Source organism: Candidatus Neomarinimicrobiota bacterium (assembly GCA_021157965.1).
Classification (GTDB): Bacteria; Fidelibacterota; Fidelibacteria; order Fidelibacterales; family Fidelibacteraceae; genus Fidelibacter.
On record JAGGVO010000018.1, the window covers coordinates 1 to 18,973 of the forward strand.

Sequence of the window (18,973 nt, forward strand, 5' to 3'; positions counted from 1 at the left end):
CATTGTGATTTGATGCCAAAACCGACTGACAAACAATATTAATTCAACTATAAATATGTTGGTTAATGTTGTGATTTGATGCCAAAACCGACTGACAAACAATATAAGTTGGCTGATGTTGACACCGGAGTTTGTTGTGATTTGATGCCAAAACCGACTGACAAACAATACATTCCTTTTGATTTAATTGCTCTTCTTGGTTGTGATTTGATGCCAAAACCGACTGACAAACAATTATTATCTCGATAGGGCGCATAAAATTTTTGTTGTGATTTGATGCCAAAACCGACTGACAAACAATTGACCAACCAAAATCATTCGTACACAGAAAGTTGTGATTTGATGCCAAAACCGACTCTGTCAGATATTATTAAAAAGAAAAATATAAACAATAGCTTAAACCTAATCGGTGTGATGTCTGTGAAAATTATTTGACGTGTACGGTAAAATGCCGTACATTATTCTAAAAGGGAAAGACATGAAAGCACAAATCAACAAAGATGAACGCATAGAACTCCGCGTTTCTTCAACGGATAAAAAGATTTTTAAAAAAGCACAGATCTTAAGCGGTGATAAATCGTTCAGCAGTTTTATTGTGAGAGTTGTGAAACAACAGGCAGAAGAAATCCTTGCCAGGTATGACAGGATTCTTGTCTCAGAAAAAGACAGGCACGCGTTTTTTGACGCTGTATTTGGAGACCCTGAACCCAACCAGAATTTAATGGAAGCTGCAAAAAGATTTAAATCAAGAATGTCTTCCTCGTGAAAATTGTATTACTTGATACATCGCATAACAGAAAGAATTTTACATGCGAAGAACCGTCTTTAACCGCTTATATCCGAAAACAGGTGAGCCAGGATATACGAAAAAGACTTGCGACGTGTTTTGTTGCCATTGATGAAAATCAAGATGTCATGGGTTATTACACACTGTCCAGCGAAAGCCTTGGCAGAGATGCGATTCCTGAAAGGTATATGAAACGCATTCCCAGGAATTATCATGCCCCGGTTATTTTATTGGGCCGGCTGGCAAGGGATATCAGAATGAAAGGAACAGGGCTTGGAGAACATCTTCTGCTGGATGCATTATTCAGAAGCTATACCCTGTCATGTCAAAGTATAGGTGCCATGGCTGTTGTTGTTGACCCTATCAATGAATTTGTGCACCGCTTTTATAAAAAATATGGTTTTGTACAACTCCCCGATAGCGGGAAGATGTTTCTTCCGATGAAAGTTATCGAACAATTAATCTGAAAAGTTGCATCATTACAATGGTCATAAAACATAGGATGGAAAGTGGTTTCTGCACGTTTTCAGCTCTTGGTGACCGTTCCGTTTTATTCCGATTCTTTTGTTGTGATTTGATGCCAAAACCGACTGACAAACAATTTTTCTTTGTCGGGAAGGAACCGATATCTAGTTGTTATTCGTTTGAGGGACGAGAAACGAATAACGAGAATTAAAAACGTTCATTGGCTCACTTAAATCAATTCCGTAATTAAGAAATTCAATTCATCCGGTGAAATACCCATCTGCACATTTATTGTGCGAATGGGAGCCCTGTTTCACGGGATTCATTATACATCATTTCCCCAATAAGAATAGCGGTCCCTGCCGCACCCCGTATAGTATTGTGAGACAAAAGGGTAAAGGTATAATCGAAAACGGGACAGGTTTGCAGGCGGCCGATGGAAACGGCCATCCCCTTATCCAGATTGCGGTGGAGCTTGGGCTGGGGATAAGCAGGCTCATGGAAATAGTGTATGGGTTGCAATGGAGCCATGGGCAAATCTTTTTCCTGGACGGCCGAACGATAGTTTTCCCAAATATGGATGATTTCTTTTTCAGAGGTTTTCTTTTTGAGTTTTACCGAGACACATTCCAGGTGGCCGTTAATGACCGGTACTCTGTTACATTGAGCACTGATTTTAATATCCGCCGGTATAATTCGGTTTCCATTCAGGGTTCCCAGGATTTTCAAAGGCTCCCGGCGCATTTTATCCTCTTCGCCGGAAATGTATGGAATGACGTTATTCAGTATATCCAAAGAAGAAACACCCGGATATCCGGCACCGGATAAGGCCTGGAAAGTCACAACGTGCAGGGCTTCCACACCAAAAGCATCCACCAGCGGCTTGATGGCCAGGGTGAGCCCGATAGTGGAACAGTTGGGATTTGTGATGATACATCCCTTGCCGTATTCCTGATATGTTTTCAGTTTAAGATGATCAGGATTCACCTCGGGAATCACCAAGGGGACATCCTCATCAAAACGGTGATTCCGGGCGTTTGAGATGACCGTATATCCCGCCCGGGCAAAATCGGTCTCGATGGGACCTGCCACAGAGGCATCCAGCCCTGAAAAGACAATCCGGCAGGGCAGGTTGGGCTCACAGGTTTGTACCGTCATGGCTTCGACAAAGTCCGGCATGGGTGTGGGTAAAAACCATGTCACGGCCTCACGGTATGGTTTCCCGGCAGATCGCTCCGATGCCGCGAGAGCGGTGATCTCGAAAAAAGGATGATTCCTGAGTAAATGAATAAACTGCTGTCCCACACTTCCCGTAGCGCCTAATATGCCGACCGGTATTTTCACATCAACTCCTTTATTTTTCTGTTGAGAATATATTGACTTCTGCCTTCACCGTCAGCTTGTTTTTATTTAAGATGCTCATAAAGCCGCTCCTGTTTTGATTTTAATCCCCGCTTTCATAAATTTGGATAAAATGGTTAAAAAACAGGGGATATTATGACAAAATCCATCACGCGCAGAGATTTTCTGAAACAAACGGGACTGGCAGGAGGGGGGCTGATTTTTTTGCCGTTGGGACGCATTCTGGCGAATGGCTTTTGGGAAGAACATGCCTGGGTTGATAAAGCCGGAAAGGCACCATACTGGAACATGTCTCCCGGCGTAGCAGTCGGAGAAGGGGTCCGGGCTAATTATCCGGTTATTCACCTGTTTGATCAACGTATGTATGTGGCATTGACAGAACAACACGCGGATAAGGAGTTGATTCGGATTTATGTTTTTGATGAAAACCTGAAACAGGCAGGCAGCCGGACGGCCCTGTCGGATTTCCCCATAAACAGTCGGCCGTTTTTGGGATCGGATGGGCAGCATCTGTATGTGTTCTGGCTACGTAAATCCGGAAAAAACGGTGAAATTGTTTTTCAGGATATAAATCAAATATCGGATACTCCCCCAAAAATCCTGGCAAAGTGTTCCGGCAACAGCGGATGGATTCGGACGGCTGCATCTCCGGACGGTGATATGATGGTGGTCTGGCAGGACGGGTCTCAAAAGCCGTATCAATGCCGGTACTCGCTCTTTAAGGATGGAAAACCAGGCCAGATGCAGACACTTAAATCTGACTTTCCGGTACGTCATCCCGATGTGATTTTCGGCGGGGATGCTTTTTATGTCGCTGCAGAATACGGGGTAAAAGACTTTCAGTCCCAGATTTACCTCAGCCGGATAAGCAAAAAGGGGAATCCTGATGAAACAATCCGAATAACCGATCATCCTGCAGGTAATTATTACCCCTCTCTGGCCCTTTTATCCACGGGGGATATTGCTCTGGCTTATTACAGTCCGCGAAAAGGGAAACAACATTGGGATATGCCCCGATGGGTCTATCTTTCCCTCTATAACGGCAGGAAAGTCCGTCATTTGGAGACCCTTCCCGGTATGGACCTTTCCAAGGAACTCACAGATCAGAGTCTTGAATATCCCAGACTGGCCGCTCTGGATTCCGGGCAGCTTTTCCTGACGGGGCGTCCTTCCCAGAACTTCTTCATACAGGTTCAAGGGGAAAAGGGATTTGAAAAACCCTGTCGCTTAGAGCAGGACGGATGGGGAGGCCGGGGACTGACCGTTGAACTTGCTGTCAGCGGAAACACGGTTTATACAGTCCGCCGGGATTTAAGAAAAGTTATCCTGCAGAAAATTGAGGTGCGCCATCCGGAAGGCCGGATGTCTAAACTGAAATCATTCCCTGCTGCCGACCGGATTCCTGCACTGAAAAATCCATCCTATGAGAACTACCGGAATGTTTATCCGAAAATCATGGGAGGGACTGTCTTTTTCGGCGATTTGCACCACCATACCGCTTATTCGGATGGCATTGGAGATCCGGACGAGTATTATACCCGGGCACGAAATCTTTTTGGGGATGATTTTTTCTGCCTGACGGATCATGATAATTTTGTAGGACGGCCGATGCAGCCGGGAGACTGGCAGATGATGAAGGATGTGGCGGATTACTACAATGCCGATGATGTTTTCGCTACCTTTTACGGGATTGAGTGGACCACAGGCCGCTATCCCAACAGAGGATACGGCCACCGCAATATTTATTCTATCCATCCCGATATGCCCCTCATCGACCATACCCGGGAACCCTGGAAATCGTCGAAAGATTTGTTAAGAGAAATCCAGGCCTTTGACGGTATTGCCGTTCCCCATCATATTGGATGGACCGGTACGGACTGGGAAAATGCCGATGATGTCCGTCAACCCCTTTGTGAAATTATATCCAACCATGGTGCTTATGAATTTATGGGAAACCGTCCCATTCAGCACCGGGGAGGGAAAAAGGGCTGTTTTATGCAGGATGGACTGGCAGGCGGACATAAATTCGGTCTGATCGGCAGTACGGATTCTCATGGACTTATCTGGCACCACCGGGCCGGGTATAAACGAAATTGCATCAGGAGCGGACTGACAGCGGTCATTGCCGAAGATTTGAACCGTGAAAGCCTTTTCCAGGCTATGAAACGCCGGCATACCTATGCCACATCCGGCATTAAATTGTTCTTACGATTTGAATGTGAAAACGGTATGCAAGGTGATGTTCTGTCCATAATGAATGTCCCTGAATTTTCTGTGGAATGCATATCACCCGATCCAATTTTGCGCATTGTGATGGTGAAAAACAATTCGGATGTGTATGAATATGGAGGGGATGGTTTACGGTCACGCTTTACCTGGACAGATCCGAACCCGGTTCCCGGAAAAGAGAGCTGGTATTATCTGAGAATTACCACCCTTTCAGGTGAGATGGCCTGGAGCAGTCCGATATGGATTACTCCTTTGATTTAAATTCCTTTTATGTGATAAAGCCCTCATTTCACTGAAAAAACTTGATTTAGGAACTCTTATTATTGTATTTTGTTTTATATTGTATCATAAAAGCAGGGAGGTTGCCATGGCAAAAGGAGCAAAAGGATTCGGAGCGAAAATCGCTCACCGGGCGAAAGACAAAAGTAATACCATTTTTGTTAAAGTGTATAAACCCGTAAAGGGAGCCCATTCCGGAGTTAAGTTTAAAACCAGAATGGTTGCCGTTGCAGATAAAAGCGAACTGGATAAAATGAAATAAAGGGACTCCAATCTCCTTTTTGCAGGATAAAACAAAGCATCTCTTAAACAGAAGGAATTTTATATGAAATTTGCAGCAATCCTTTTAATGTTTTGTCTGACAACCTTTCTGATTGCCCAGGATTACCAGCAGGGTATGGAAGACGATATGGAAGCGTTTCGCCGCTTTCAGCAACAGGATGAAGAGGCCTTTTCCGATTTTCAGAAAAAAGACAGAGAAGCATTTGAGGCTTTCAGGAAAAAAGTGGAAAAAGAATGGGGAGATTTTATTTCGTCCACTCCCAATGACTGGGTGGAATACTCGGAAGATTTACAAAATCGCTTCAAAGTAGATTTCGAGAAGGGTGAAGTTACCATTGAAGTCCTTGTGGGTAAAGACGAAGCTAAAAATGAAGCCGTAGTCAAAGAAAAACTCGCCAAAGCCGTGGAACATATTGCCACAACACGGGCCAAGGCACAGGACTTTCCGGGACAGACGGCAGAAAAAAAGCCTGTGACACCCAAACCGGTTTTACATGATCAGTTGAAAACCCCGGATGGTAAAAAAGTTACCCCTCAGAATGCTAAAACCTTTGCACGGGAAGTTGTAAAAAAAGAGCCGGTAAAACCCAAGCCTGTTAAGGGTAATCCTGATAAAGTGAAAGTTCAGATTTCTCTGGCCCTTGCTCCGGACCATATTCAGACCCGTGCCAAAGATTATATTCCTTCCGTAAAAAAATATGCCTTAAAATATAACATTGATCCGGCATTGATTCTGGCCGTGATTCACACCGAATCTCATTTTAATCCAAAAGCCCGATCCCATATCCCTGCATACGGACTGATGCAGCTTGTTCCCTGGAGCGGTGCCAAAGATGCCAACCGGTTTCTTTTTAATAAAGATGAAGATGTTTCTGCCGGGGACCTGTACAATCCCGATAAAAATATCCAGTTTGGAGTTGCTTATATTTACATCCTCCAAAACCGGTATTTCAAGAAAATCGCAGATCCTCAGGTTAAGAATTATTGTACCATAGCGGCATACAATGCAGGGGCAGGAAATGTGAGCAGGGCTTTTATTGGCAATACAAATCTTCCAAAGGCAATTCCCACCATCAATACATATACACCGGACAGGGTATATCATCAGCTTAAAAATAAAATGTCCACGAAAGAAGCACGGAATTATATCCAAAAAGTTTCAAAACTTCACACCCAATACAAATCCTGGATGTAATCTTTAAAATAATTCAAAAATCGTGAAGGGAGAGGTTTTAATCACCTCTCCTTTTTTTTATGGATTGGATGAAGATTCGGGTGAGGTTGCCGGAATTCTCAGTATCATGACTGTGCCGGACGGCAAATTATCTTTTACCTCAATTTGACCCTGATACCTTTCGATGTTCTTTTTTACGATATAGAGTCCCAAACCAGCCCTTGCTCTGGGGCCAAAGGAAAACTCTTCATCGAAAATTTTGTTTTTTATGGCATCGGATATTCCGCTACCGTTATCGGCAACCCGGATTTCTATCATGGACTGATCACTGATGCGGACCGGTTGGATGGAAATATCCACACGGTCTGCTTTACCATGGGTGACGGAATTTTCAATCAGATTATCGACTACGGACTGTAATGCCTCATCAGCATAAGCTGTTCCCTGACCCGTTATGTGCCATTCAAGAGAAGGATGTTTTAAACGGACCCGGCTCACAACATCCAAAATATTGACCGGTTTCAGGGCCCCGGAGGAAGCAGAGATTTTTTCGAGCTGTTTCATCCGTTCAATGAGTTCAAGACTTGATTTTGCCTTTTGAACAATGGCATCGAGAAATTCTTCGTTTTTCTGTCTTTTATACAGCTTCACCGCACTCATGATGGCTGTGTTGTTGTTGGCGAGGTCATGACGCAATATTTTGTTGATCAGGGATAAATGATCCTGATGGCGCACTACCAGTTCATGCTCATTTTGAATAGCTTGATTTTTATTTTCTAATGTTTTTAAGTAGTTTCTTCGCATCTGGTTGATTATAACCAGGATGATGGTGATGACGATCATGAAAGCAACGATGACGATCAACATATTCCTGATTTGCCGGGCTTGCCGGACAGCAGATGTTTTTTCCAAAATTTCCATGCGGCTTTTTTGTCGTTCAAATTCGTGCTGTAGTTCTTCCATACGAAAAAGAATTTCGTCTTTCCGTAGTGATTCCTCCAGGTTAACAAAAGCTTCATATGTTTGTAACGCCAACTGATAATCACCGGTCTGTTTGTAAATATCCGATAAAGCAGAGTAAATATCCCTCAGTTCCATAACAGCGTGTGCTTCTTTGGCAAGGGGCAGGCTCTGTTTTAAATAGTCCAAAGCCTTTTCTGTTTTTCCTTCCTCCAAAGCGATCAATCCAAGATTTTTCAATGCTGATGCCTGACCATATACATCTTTTCCTTCGGCGCACAGGGTATATGACCTTTGGGCTTTTTCCCGGGCTTCCTCTAAATTTCCCATTTTTAAATATGTTTCGGCAATATTGTTCAACACATTGGAATACAGGAAGTCATTCCTCATTTCCCGGCTCATTTCCAGGACATGTTGAAAATAGACAAGAGCGGAATCATAATTCGCCAGATAAAAGTGGACCACTCCCAGATTGGTGGAGGCCGTCAGTATTCCCGGGATAAAATCGGTGCCTTTATAAAAATTATAAACTTCCTGCTGATACTTTCGCGCGATTTCGTATTGGCGGAATTGAATATAAATCGTAACCAGGTTGCTCTGGCAGGCAATTTCGCCTTTTTTATTCCCCAGTTGCATGCAGAGCTTTCGGGATTTATTGTAATAATTCACTGCATTCGAAAACGCACCCTGTGTGGAATATACACTCCCCAGGTTCATGTATACTATGGCCAGGGCTTTCGAATCATTTTCTTTTAAAAATATTCTCTCTGCCTGTTTCAGCAACTTCAAAGATTCCCCGAGATTGCCGGACTGCAGATAGACCGTCCCCAACAGATTGTAACATCGGGCCATTTTTACGGAATCATTCATGGCCCGGGCTGTTTTCATGGCCATTTCTGCATATTTCAGTGTGCTATCCAAATTATTTTGCATGTAAAAAAAATCCCCGGCAATTTGATATTCCGCATTAAACCGGTGTATCCCATATTCTCTGTCATGCCGGATAATTTTATGGTAAAACAGGAGGGATTTTTGGGGTTCCGCATCATGATAATAGTCAGCTGAATCCAACCAGTTCTCAATTGTTTTGGGAGTGATTGTGGAAGGTTCTCCCTGAGCTCCGGTTAACAGTATTGTATTAAACAGTAAGAGATACAATGTTATAATGAGAGTCCGCTTTTTCATGGGTAATTTTCCTCCGCTGTCCTTATTTTATGGGGAAAAATCATTCATGATAATATACACATTAAAATGGAACGACTGTAAAAAATCCTGCGTAAAAAGTAACAATGAAACGATTTATGATACTGATTGGTCTGATAACGATCATTAACGGAGAAACCATGAAAGAGAGAGCGACATTTGGCGGAGGATGTTTTTGGGGAGTGGAAGAATCCTTCAGAACCATCCCCGGAGTTTTGGAAACACAGGTCGGCTTTATGGGCGGTAAGACAGCGGACCCAAGCTATAAAGAAGTCTGCACCGATAAAACAGGTCATGCCGAGGTTATCCATCTGATTTTTGACCCCGAAAGAATATCATACCAGGAACTTTTAAAGACTTTTTTTAATATTCATAATCCTACTCAGCTCAACAGACAGGGGCCCGATGTGGGGACTCAATACCGGTCCGTCATATTCTATCATTCCGAGGATCAGAAATTTCTGGCAGAATCGACGATTAAAGCTCTTGAAAAAGAGGGAAAATATAGCAGGAAGATTGTGACAACCGTTGAACCGGCGTCTACTTTTTATCCTGCAGAGGCATATCATCAGAAATATCTTTTTAAACGGGGATTGGGGAGCTGTGGGATATAAATTCAATTGTTGAAATAAAAAAAGGGGGATCCTGAAGATCCCCTTTTTTAATAGATTTTTTTCTTACTTCAGTCGGTTGTCAAAGTATTCCGTTAGTTGTTTTTCCAGTTTTTTTCCGACATTTTTTTCGATTTCACGCAGGGCGATCCGTTTGGCTGCTTCTTTACTCATACCGCCTTCACGCCCTTTGGCATCCAGTTCTACAAAAACGCTGCCGTCGGGTCCCGTCACTTTCAGATTCAGGTTCCAACCTACAAATTCCATGTTTTCCCGTTGCAGGTCCACATCTTCATAGCTGATGGTCCCGACGATCCGGACTACGGCATTGTTACTCACAAGGGGGAATCCCATCCGGCTGATGGTTTCGGATGTCATGGATGCAACCCGCCCGTCGTCGCCGCTGATATTGACGGAAAATGTCAATGCTTTGGCCGCTTCCGCCCGTTTTTTGCTGATGCTGTTGTGATTGATGGCATCATATTGTGCCGTGAGCATAGAGTGGGAGGCGGGATGGATAAAATTCAACTGTTCCAGCATGGCCTGATTAATGGTGCTTATGGCATGGGCGGCATTTAAAAGGGCATAACGGTCTACCGGATTGGAAGCGGATTCGGCATCCTTTAGGAGGAATTCAATTTTCTCATAATTAGCGTTTATTTTATCCCGGTATATATCTGCTGTTTCCTTTCGGTCCAGATAAGCCAGGACATGAACTCGTCCCATCTCATCAGTATAGGTTTCACTGAACTTTACATTGAAGAGGGTTTCACCGGCAAGGACCTTAACAATCTGGTCCATGTCGGTTTGTAGTGTTTCGTCCATGCTGCCGCCCAGTTTCGTGAAAGCAGAGTAGCGTTCCCGGGTTGTCTGATCCACGGAGATTTCAGATTTGAATATTCTGGCCAGATTCCCCGAGGCGTTATCCTCGGCTGCCTGACGGGTGTCCCCTGCACCGCGGGCTGCCAGATAATCCTTCTCAGGATAAGCGGCAGCCGGATTATCCACCCAGATAGGTTTGCCTTTTGAACCGCTGGTTCCCTTGCTTCCGGCACAGGATACTAACATCAGGGTTGTCAGAATTATCAACGTTGTGACATATATTTTTCTCATAACAGACTCCCTTATTGTAAACAGAAGGATTCATATAAATTCAGAGCACGGGGATTCACCCGGATTGTCCCCAGATCATTACTCCGGATGATATTCCCGTATTGGTCAAGATAAAGGACCTCCAGCCGGTGTTCTCCCGGTGACAGGTCAAAATCGGCAATTGTTGAAAACCCCGGAAAGAAACGGGAAATACGCAGATCGGCATTTTCGCTGATATCCACAGCCACGTTCGTGGCGAAGCCGGCCAGCAGGCTCAGATAAGGATTTTCAATTTCCTCTTTCATTTTCTCCTTACCTTTTTCTGCTGCAAATCCCTTAATCAAAGATCGGGCTACCGATTTGAGGTAAATCAGGGGAGCTTTAAGCTCAAAGGTGGTTGCAGCCACTTTGTTCATGTTTTCCAGCGGTTTGAGAGTAATTGTTTGATTGTTGTCGATCCGGACTTTCACACTGTGAATGAAAGAGCTGCGTTCTTTAAGATAGGGGAGGGAGAATTTAAAATGATATCCTTCTTTGGAAGGCCAGGGAATCGATTCGGAAAAAGGAGCCGGAGAATCGGAGGAGATAACCACATAATCATCGAATGTGGTTATCCGGAAATTTGCCTTATCCTTGATGGGTCCCAGTCCGTGAAAGGAGAGAAGGGTGACGGGAATTTTATTCCGGCTTTCAGGACGGACGGAAATTTCAGGGGGATCAAAAGAGTAAATGTGCGGCTGGCTTGAAAAAGCCTGGAGCATGTTCTGTTTGTCGATGCGGGCGTCATCATAATCTTTTTCATACCGGTACAGTATAACTCCCAATGCATTTCCCAGGGCCGAATTGTGATATTTTAAGGTTCCCGGTTTAAATTCCGGAACCTTTCCTTCCGATTCATCACCGTCTTCTTCTTTAATTTGCATCATCATGGCCTGCTGATATTTGGCACTCATGTCCACATATTTGGCTTCCATCTGCTGCAGTTTGTGATGAAGCCGGTTCAATTCCACAAAAGAGGCGTCCGTTTCTCCCAAATGGGCGTAATTCAACGCTTTAAACACATTGAGATAGATATCCTCATAGTCTTCACCGGCGTAATCCATAGCATTATCATTCAAAAGAAATGATGTGGCAATCTTGGATACGCTGGCGGTAAACAGTTCCTCAATACCCCGTTCGGCCTGGGTCAACATGGCATTACTCTCTGAATAATTCCCTATATAATGATGGAGCATCCCCATGTTCAAATAATACAAAACCCTGTCCTTTTCAGAAAAAGCCTTGTCTTTTACTTTTTCAAGCTGGGCCAGGGGAACGGAAAACTGATTATTGGCAATTGCCTCATCCATACCTTTATAAATGGCCGTGTTTGTCATAATTGACGTACAGGAAGGCAGAAAGATGATCAGAATGGTGAATAAGACAACAAACCGATGTGTTGCCTTCATGTTACCATCCTACTTTTTTTTGGTTGATGAGTTTTTTGATTTTTTTGGTGCCGATCCAGACTTTCTGGTTGGATTCCACATCGATGAGTTCCAAATCAACCTGATAGAATTTAGCCTGTTCACCGCCGGCCTGATCCACAAACATCGTGATATAGCCCTGAAGCATATAGTCGGCAGCCTGTTCCTGTGCAACACGCTTGGCCGTTTCTTCGGAAGCATACTGCTGCTGGTCCATCCGTTCACTCCGGATTTCTTCCCGCTGTTCTGCACTTGCTACAAACTGGACTTTCCCGCTGTTGATCAGTTCACGTTCAATATCCTTAATAAAAGCATTGGTCTTAATGTGTTCACTGGCATCCCTGAGACGGATACGTCCTACAATCACCTTGGGAGCCTGACCGTTTTCAGATGTAAAATTTGACAACCAGGGACGACTGATCATATCCCGGATCATTTCCTCTGCCACAAGCCGGGAATCCGTATCATTCCAGTAACCGCTCAAATCCGTCTGGGTATCAGCCGCCGTTCTCTGTACACTCATGGAACTTCCGCAACCGGCTACGAAAACCAGTATCAGAAACAGAAAGAAAAAATTCTTCACAGCATTTGATTGCTCCATGGTTCACTCCTCTCATTTTTTTAGTTTAATGTGTGTATAATTTCGTGGAATTCATGTATCACTTCAAGTGTTATTCTCTTTTTTCATCTGATCCATACAGATTTATAAGATTCAGGCGTTCGTAAAATGTCCTGTATTCCGGTTCCCAGTACACATTAAAGTGATCTAAAGGTGCATGATTGAGCAACAAATCGCCATATTCATGACTCCCGGTTTTCCGGGCAAGTGCCTTTGTATCCAGGAGAACCTGATCCGGATACAAAATGATCATCAGACGCAGGCAGGCTGTTATTCTATAAAATTCGGGGAGTTTCACATTGTTAAGACTCAGAATTTGAAAGGCGCTTGTATCATTCCGGACGGTCCGGATGCTGATGGCTCCAAAAGCCGGGTGGATATCGGCTAATTTTGCCTTGAGAAAAAAAGGATCTGCCGAGGGAGATCCGAACCACAAGTTATCTTTATCAGCCTCGATATATAAATTCGTGGCCTGTAAAAGACTCAATCCCGTGATATATTTTCCCTGTTCTCCATGAAGAAGCAGGGAATCGACTTTGACCGGATAAGCGGTTTCAATGTATGGTATTTCAACACGGTTCCGGATATCCAGGGGGATAATACTCAGACGAAGTCCCGGAAAGAAATAGGTTCCGAAATAGTGTGCCACTTCACCGCTTGTGAGTCCGTACTGATAGGGAAGTTCAAATCCGTCATGCCATGGACCCTGGCAGGTATCTGCGCGGGTGAGAGGCGGACGGTCACAGACAATGAGCTCCAAATCGTGTTGTTGTGCCAGGGAAGCAGCGACCTGCAAAATGGAAAGGGCCGGATCGTCAACGATACCACTGAGTTGCATGTCAAACAAAATGGCGTCGCAGGAAAGGATATCCCGGATATTGAACCGAAGATAAGGGTATTGTTGGTATCGGATGATCGAGCTGTCCATCCAGATAGTTTCCTCAGGGATAGCCAATCCCTTCCATTGCGGTGCATTGAAAATGTAAATAAGGGGAATAGCAATCTGATCCGACGGTTTCAGGATATCCAGTAAATGCCTGCCCTGTCTGTCCAGACTGCCGTGATTGCAGAAGACGGCTGTCCGACGCCATTCAAGGGGTTCATATTCCAGCTTTTTTAAAACATCAATGCCGTATGAAACGGGAGATTCCGCCGGGATATCTTTCGGAAAAAACAACGAAATTGATACCACAAGTAAAAGAGAGAAAAAAACTTTATGATGATTGTGCTGCATCTTAGGTAAAATGCAGCAAAGAAAAGGGATATTCAATGAAAAAATCGATTAGATGGGAAAAAGATAAAGAATTGAAACACCGTGTGGCATTGTCCGTAAGAAAAGTGGAAGGTGAGATGAAAACGTGAAGTTCCGGGAAATATGAAAATTTCAGGAAATACTCGCATAAAAGCTTTGAAAATAAGTAAATTAAAAACTGAAAACATCAAACCATCAGAGGGACGGAATGGAAAAAATTTCATTATTGCAACGAGAGAGAGCGAAATATAGGCCCAAGCTGCCGGGTATCTTTGCCGGTGATGGGAGTGCCCGGGCGGTTGAAGGTGAAAAAACCGAATCTGTTGCCGATCAGGAAGCCGTTCGCAAGTTATTTCCCTATACCTACGGTTTGCCTTTGATTACGTTGGAAAAATCCGGGAAATCCTATTCGGAGCCCGTTCATGTAGGTGTTATTTTGTCCGGTGGCCAGGCCCCCGGCGGACATAATGTGATTTCGGGATTGTATGATGGACTCAAAGCTTTGAATTCCCATAACCGTTTATATGGTTTTCTTGGGGGACCGGGAGGTCTGGTGGACAACAAATACCGTGAGCTAACCGGTGACATAATAGATGCATACAGGAATACGGGTGGATTTGATATTATCGGCTCCGGACGGACAAAACTGGAAAAAGAGGAGCAATTTGACAAAGGGTTGGAAAACCTGAAGGCTCTGGGAATTAAAGCTCTGGTGATTATCGGAGGCGATGACTCCAATACCAATGCAGGCATTCTGGCAGAATACTACCGAAAGATTGATGCCGGTGTGCAGGTAATCGGATGTCCCAAAACCATTGACGGCGATTTGAAAAACGAGATGATTGAAGTATCCTTTGGCTTTGATACGGCCACGAAAGTTTACAGTGAGCTCATCGGAAATATTTCCCGGGACGCCCTTTCCGCAAAAAAATATTGGCATTTTATCAAATTGATGGGACGTTCTGCCTCCCATATTGCACTTGAATGCGGACTGAAAACCCGGCCCAACATCACACTCATATCGGAAGAAGTGGAAGCAAAGGGCATGACCCTCGGTGATATTGTTGATGAAATTGCCGGGATCATTGTCAAAAGGGCGGAAAAAGGCAAACATTTCGGTATTGTGCTTATACCTGAAGGGCTGATTGAATTTATTCCTGAAATGAAAGCCCTGATTGGCGAACTGAATGATGTGATGGCTCAAAAGGCATCAGAACTGGATGGCAAAGATAATCCCGATGAAAAGCGATCTCTGGTAAAATCCTTTTTATCAGAAAAGGCAGGAGCTTTATATGTTTCCCTGCCTAAGGACATTGCCGATCAGCTTATCATGGATCGTGACCCTCACGGCAATGTGCAGGTATCCCGAATCGAGACGGAAAAATTATTGATAGATATGGTAGCAGAAAAATTAAAAGTTTTGAAGAAAAAAGGGATTTACAAAGGGAAATTCTCGGCTCAGAATCATTTCTTTGGATATGAAGGCCGTTGTGCCGCACCCTCCAACTTTGATGCCGATTATGCTTATGCTTTAGGATATACGGCATCAGCTCTTATTGGTGCCGGTAAAACCGGCTATATGTCTTCAGTCCGAAATCTAACCGCCCCCGCATCAAAATGGATAGCCGGAGGTGTTCCCTTAACCATGATGATGAATATTGAACGGCGCCACGGGGAAGATAAACCGGTGATTCGGAAAGCACTGGTTGATCTGGAAGGAAAACCCTTTCAAACACTGGCAAAACAACGGGATCAATGGGCGGTGGAAACCTGTTATGTCTATCCGGGTCCCATACAGTATTTCGGTCCGGAAGATGTAACTGACCAGTGCTCAGAGACTCTTACTTTAGAACATGAATAGCCTTAAAAGGAGATAATATGATGACAGCAGTCAAACCCAAACTTGAACCGGGAGTAATAACCGGCAAAAAATTGATGGAAGTCCTGGAATATGCCCGGGAGAATCATTTTGCTTTCCCGGCTGTGAATGTAGTGGGATCCAATTCTATTAATTCTGCCCTGGAAGCGGCGCGGCAGGCAAAATCCATTTTAATGATTCAGTTCTCAAATGGAGGAGCTCATTTCAATGCCGGCAAATTTTTAAGCAATGAAAACGAAAAAGCGGCGATAGCCGGAGCGGTTGCCGGAGCCGAGCATATTCACCGGATGGCGAAGGCCTATGGCGTACCGGTGATTCTACATACCGATCATGCCGCTAAAAAGCTTTTACCCTGGATTGACGGACTATTGGACGCTAATGAAGCCTGGTATGAAAAGCATGGTGCGCCTCTTTTCAGCTCTCACATGCTGGACCTTTCTGCCGAAGATTTGAAGGAAAATGTGGAGATATGTAAAAAATATTTGAAACGGATGGTAAAAAGTGATCTCCTGCTGGAAATTGAACTGGGAGTAACCGGTGGGGAAGAAGATGGCGTGGACAATACAGGCATTGATAATTCCCAGCTGTATACTCAGCCTGAACATGTCTCTTTCGCTTACGAAGAATTAAAAGAAATTAGTCCCATGTTTACCATCGCCGCTTCCTTTGGAAATGTACACGGTGTGTATAAACCCGGAAATGTCAAACTGACCCCGAAGATTTTGGATAATTCCCAGAAATACATCGAGAAAAAACACAATACGAAGGAAAAACCTGTTTTCTTTGTCTTTCACGGCGGATCAGGTTCCACGCAGAAAGAAATCCGTGAAGCGATTTCCTATGGTGTGATCAAGATGAATATCGATACAGACACCCAATGGGCATTTACCAAACCGATTAAAGACTATATGGATGAAAAGGATGCCTATTTACAGTCTCAAATCGGCAATCCCGAAGGTGAAGACAAACCGAATAAAAAATACTATGATCCCCGGAAATGGCTCCATGAAGGCGAAAAGGGATTTGTTAAACGCCTGATTCAGGCCTTTGAAGATCTCAATTCCCTCAATGCTTTTGAATATTTTTATGAATAAGTCCGATTCATAAAACGACCCGGGCCCCGGATTTTTTCCGGGGCTATTTTCATGATGGCCGTATTTTTGAAGAAAGATCATTGCAACCATGATGAATCATGCCACAAAATCACGTCTTTTTGAAACGCTGGCATATCTCCTGATCCTCTTTTTTTTACTGATTCATGAATCCGGTTTTAATATTGCAATTCTCAGGTCCCCGGCCATTCTCTTTTCTGCCGGACTCTTTGTTCTCTTAAGGCATGTTTTTGAAACCCGTGAACGAGTTGATTTTTATGTTTACATAGATACGGTTGTTTTTCTGATTCTGGCGTGGGTGGGGGTAGCGTTGCTTCATACTCTCTTTTTGCAGAACGGAACAGGATTTTTAAAGCAGACTCTTTTTGTATTCCTGCCTTTAACCGGGCTCTTACTTAATACCAGCCGTCTGGTGCCTCCGTCCCGCTTGCGCCGCATCTACGGTCTGAGTACTGTTGTTTTCCTGGCAGGTATCTATCATTTAAGCGGACCGGCGCTTCTTTTTCACATCGATCCTGTAAAGCTTATAACCCTTTTTGTAGATCAATATTTGGTGAGCCTTTTTTTTCTCTTCCTCTACTTTTTTCTGCCACCCCTGATTCTGTGCATCGGCCGCAATTTGCTGGAAGATAATGATTTGAGACCTTTCCGGGATTTTATGAAGCTTCTCCTCCCGTTTCAGTCCGTTCTCTATTTTTCACATGCCGCGCTCATTGTAGCCCACAGCTCCGAAAGCAGCCGGTATATCCTGAGCCATTACCGGATTTTAATTCTCCTTTTCCTTGTCATCATGTTTTTTTGCGGAATCCTTCTGCGAAAACCGGCATATAAAGGAATCAAGAAGCATGGAAATGAATTGGGAATAAAAATATTCTCTGCAAGCGGCAAATACAATACCAGGGTGAATTACTCCGGACTCTTGCTCACACTGATCGGTGGATTATGGGTATTCAACCGGTTTCCCGACAAATCTATAGGCGGGCTATGGCTTATAATTTCGGGCCTTTATCTGTACAAAACCCTTCAAAAAAAGGATAAGATATGAAAAAAATGATTCTTGTTCTGGTTTTATTCAGCGGGATTTTATCCTGTACTCATCATTCCTCCTCTGCGAATGATTCGGTTAAGATAGTAGTGACAGGCAACAGCCGTGCCAAACTGGAACCCTGTGGATGCAGGATTCCTGCGGGCGGATTGCCAAGGCGGATGGGTTTTATTTATTCAATGGAAAAGGGATGGAGTGATTTCATGAAAATAGAGGCGGGTAATTGGCTTTTTCCTGCTTATAATGCACCTGAAACCGCTCCCCAATCCTGGAAACAAAAATCCGGCCTGTTGGCAAAAGCCTATGGCGAAGCGCATTATGACGCCATTAATGTTGGGTTTACCGATCTATCCCATGGATATGAGTATTTACTTGAGCTCCAAAAAGAGAATAAGCTCCCCTTTTTATCTACCAATCTGTTGAATGAAACAGGAGAAACCTTATTCAAACCCTTTTATCTGTTTAACCAAAAGGGTCTTCGCATTGCCGTTATGGGAGTCACGTATCTGACGGATGATCAGGCGTCACGCTTTAAATCTCTGACACCTGAAGATGCCATCCGGAAACAACTGCCGAAACTGCGGAATGAGGCGGATTTAATCCTCATTTTGGCTGATATGCCTCTTGATAAAACAGAAGAACTGGGTGAAACCATCCCTGAAATTGATTTCATTGTCAATTCGCGGCACAAGGGGAGAACCCAGCTTCCACGGCAGACTGGCGGGAAGGCGGTCTACACATACCTGGGGCCTGATGGTCAGTATGTTGGAATCCTGAAGGTGGTGTTTAACGCACCCGGGCAGCCTGTCCGGGATATCAGCGGAGCTTATCACCGTCTGGATTTTTCTAAAGGCAGACTGGCGGAATACCGGGAAAGGGCAGGGGATACTCCCGTGGAAACCTATTATAAAGACAATCCGGGGCTCCTCCGCACGATTCGGGTGTATGAAAAAGAAGTGGAACGGCAGCAATCCATTCTGGATACCACCCAAAACTATTTCATCTGGTCCATGAGACACCTGGATTCGGGTGTCTACAGCCATCCGGAATGGGAAAAAGCTGTTAATGAAGTTCTCATGAAGGCAGAAGGCGAAAAGAACTAAGGGTGATTCTTTCAAAATATGACTGAATGGTGTATATTAACATGCTATTTGAA

The 18,973-nt window shown here is 44.1% G+C and carries 16 protein-coding genes and 1 CRISPR repeat array; of the genes, 10 read left to right on the forward strand and 6 right to left on the reverse strand.

Features of this window, described 5'->3' with window-relative positions:
- Position 1 precedes the first annotated feature (1 nt).
- Positions 2-367: direct repeats of the CRISPR family, unit length 35 nt; unit sequence TTGTGATTTGATGCCAAAACCGACTGACAAACAAT.
- A 111-nt stretch (positions 368-478) separates the two neighbouring features.
- Positions 479-766: a DUF1778 domain-containing protein gene (locus J7K63_02315; protein MCD6233859.1), complete on the forward strand. Its 288-nt coding sequence runs from the start codon at positions 479-481 to the stop codon at positions 764-766.
- Entirely contained in the window at positions 763-1,254 is a 492-nt protein-coding gene (locus tag J7K63_02320) for a GNAT family N-acetyltransferase (GenBank protein MCD6233860.1), read from the forward strand. The genes J7K63_02315 and J7K63_02320 overlap by 4 nt, the downstream gene beginning before the upstream one ends.
- A 286-nt stretch (positions 1,255-1,540) precedes the next feature.
- Here J7K63_02320 and asd read toward each other — a convergent pair whose 3' ends face one another.
- Positions 1,541-2,596, reverse strand: coding sequence for an aspartate-semialdehyde dehydrogenase (gene asd, locus J7K63_02325; protein ID MCD6233861.1), 1,056 nt, complete (start codon positions 2,594-2,596; stop codon positions 1,541-1,543).
- 153 nt (positions 2,597-2,749) lie between these two features.
- On the opposite strand from asd, the gene J7K63_02330 reads away from it, so the two are divergent.
- The 3 genes from J7K63_02330 (at position 2,750) to J7K63_02340 (ending at position 6,599) form a co-directional block, all read left to right on the forward strand.
- Positions 2,750-5,104 carry a CehA/McbA family metallohydrolase gene (locus J7K63_02330; GenBank protein MCD6233862.1) on the forward strand — a complete coding sequence of 785 codons (2,355 nt, stop codon included), beginning with the start codon at positions 2,750-2,752 and terminating at the stop codon, positions 5,102-5,104.
- A 106-nt stretch (positions 5,105-5,210) separates the two neighbouring features.
- Complete coding sequence (locus J7K63_02335; GenBank protein ID MCD6233863.1) at positions 5,211-5,384, forward strand: hypothetical protein; 174 nt, start codon at positions 5,211-5,213, stop codon at positions 5,382-5,384.
- 63 nt (positions 5,385-5,447) lie between these two features.
- Positions 5,448-6,599, forward strand: coding sequence for a DUF3393 domain-containing protein (locus J7K63_02340; GenBank protein ID MCD6233864.1), 1,152 nt, complete (start codon positions 5,448-5,450; stop codon positions 6,597-6,599).
- Positions 6,600-6,656: 57 nt separating this feature from the next.
- On the opposite strand, the gene J7K63_02345 is transcribed toward J7K63_02340, so the two are convergent.
- Positions 6,657-8,723, reverse strand: coding sequence for a tetratricopeptide repeat-containing sensor histidine kinase (locus J7K63_02345; GenBank protein ID MCD6233865.1), 2,067 nt, complete (start codon positions 8,721-8,723; stop codon positions 6,657-6,659).
- 158 nt (positions 8,724-8,881) lie between these two features.
- On the opposite strand from J7K63_02345, the gene msrA reads away from it, so the two are divergent.
- Positions 8,882-9,355 (forward strand): peptide-methionine (S)-S-oxide reductase MsrA, encoded by a 474-nt coding sequence (msrA, locus tag J7K63_02350; protein ID MCD6233866.1) that lies wholly within the window; start codon positions 8,882-8,884, stop codon positions 9,353-9,355.
- Positions 9,356-9,418: 63 nt separating this feature from the next.
- Here msrA and J7K63_02355 read toward each other — a convergent pair whose 3' ends face one another.
- The 4 genes from J7K63_02355 to J7K63_02370 form a co-directional block, all read right to left on the reverse strand.
- Positions 9,419-10,465, reverse strand: a complete 1,047-nt coding sequence (locus tag J7K63_02355) for an LPP20 family lipoprotein (protein ID MCD6233867.1) — start codon at positions 10,463-10,465, stop codon at positions 9,419-9,421.
- An 11-nt stretch (positions 10,466-10,476) separates the two neighbouring features.
- On the reverse strand, positions 10,477-11,892 hold the full coding sequence (locus tag J7K63_02360) for a hypothetical protein (protein MCD6233868.1): 1,416 nt from the start codon (positions 11,890-11,892) through the stop codon (positions 10,477-10,479).
- Between the two features lies 1 nt (position 11,893).
- Positions 11,894-12,511 (reverse strand): penicillin-binding protein activator LpoB, encoded by a 618-nt coding sequence (locus tag J7K63_02365; GenBank protein MCD6233869.1) that lies wholly within the window; start codon positions 12,509-12,511, stop codon positions 11,894-11,896.
- A gap of 70 nt (positions 12,512-12,581) precedes the next feature.
- A complete protein-coding gene (locus tag J7K63_02370; GenBank protein MCD6233870.1) occupies positions 12,582-13,706 on the reverse strand; it encodes a DUF1343 domain-containing protein in 1,125 nt (374 codons plus the stop codon).
- A 283-nt stretch (positions 13,707-13,989) separates the two neighbouring features.
- Here J7K63_02370 and J7K63_02375 point away from each other — a divergent pair, with 283 nt between their 5' ends.
- From J7K63_02375 to J7K63_02390, 4 genes are all read left to right on the forward strand, one after another.
- Complete coding sequence (locus J7K63_02375; GenBank protein ID MCD6233871.1) at positions 13,990-15,642, forward strand: diphosphate--fructose-6-phosphate 1-phosphotransferase; 1,653 nt, start codon at positions 13,990-13,992, stop codon at positions 15,640-15,642.
- Between the two features lie 17 nt (positions 15,643-15,659).
- Complete coding sequence (gene fbaA, locus J7K63_02380; protein MCD6233872.1) at positions 15,660-16,754, forward strand: class II fructose-bisphosphate aldolase; 1,095 nt, start codon at positions 15,660-15,662, stop codon at positions 16,752-16,754.
- 88 nt (positions 16,755-16,842) lie between these two features.
- The gene (locus J7K63_02385; GenBank protein MCD6233873.1) at positions 16,843-17,817 is read left to right on the forward strand and encodes a hypothetical protein; all 975 of its coding nucleotides are present in this window, start codon (positions 16,843-16,845) and stop codon (positions 17,815-17,817) included.
- Positions 17,814-18,920, forward strand: a complete 1,107-nt coding sequence (locus tag J7K63_02390; GenBank protein MCD6233874.1) for a hypothetical protein — start codon at positions 17,814-17,816, stop codon at positions 18,918-18,920. Before J7K63_02385 ends, J7K63_02390 begins: the two co-directional genes overlap by 4 nt.
- The last annotated feature ends 53 nt before the right edge of the window (positions 18,921-18,973 follow it).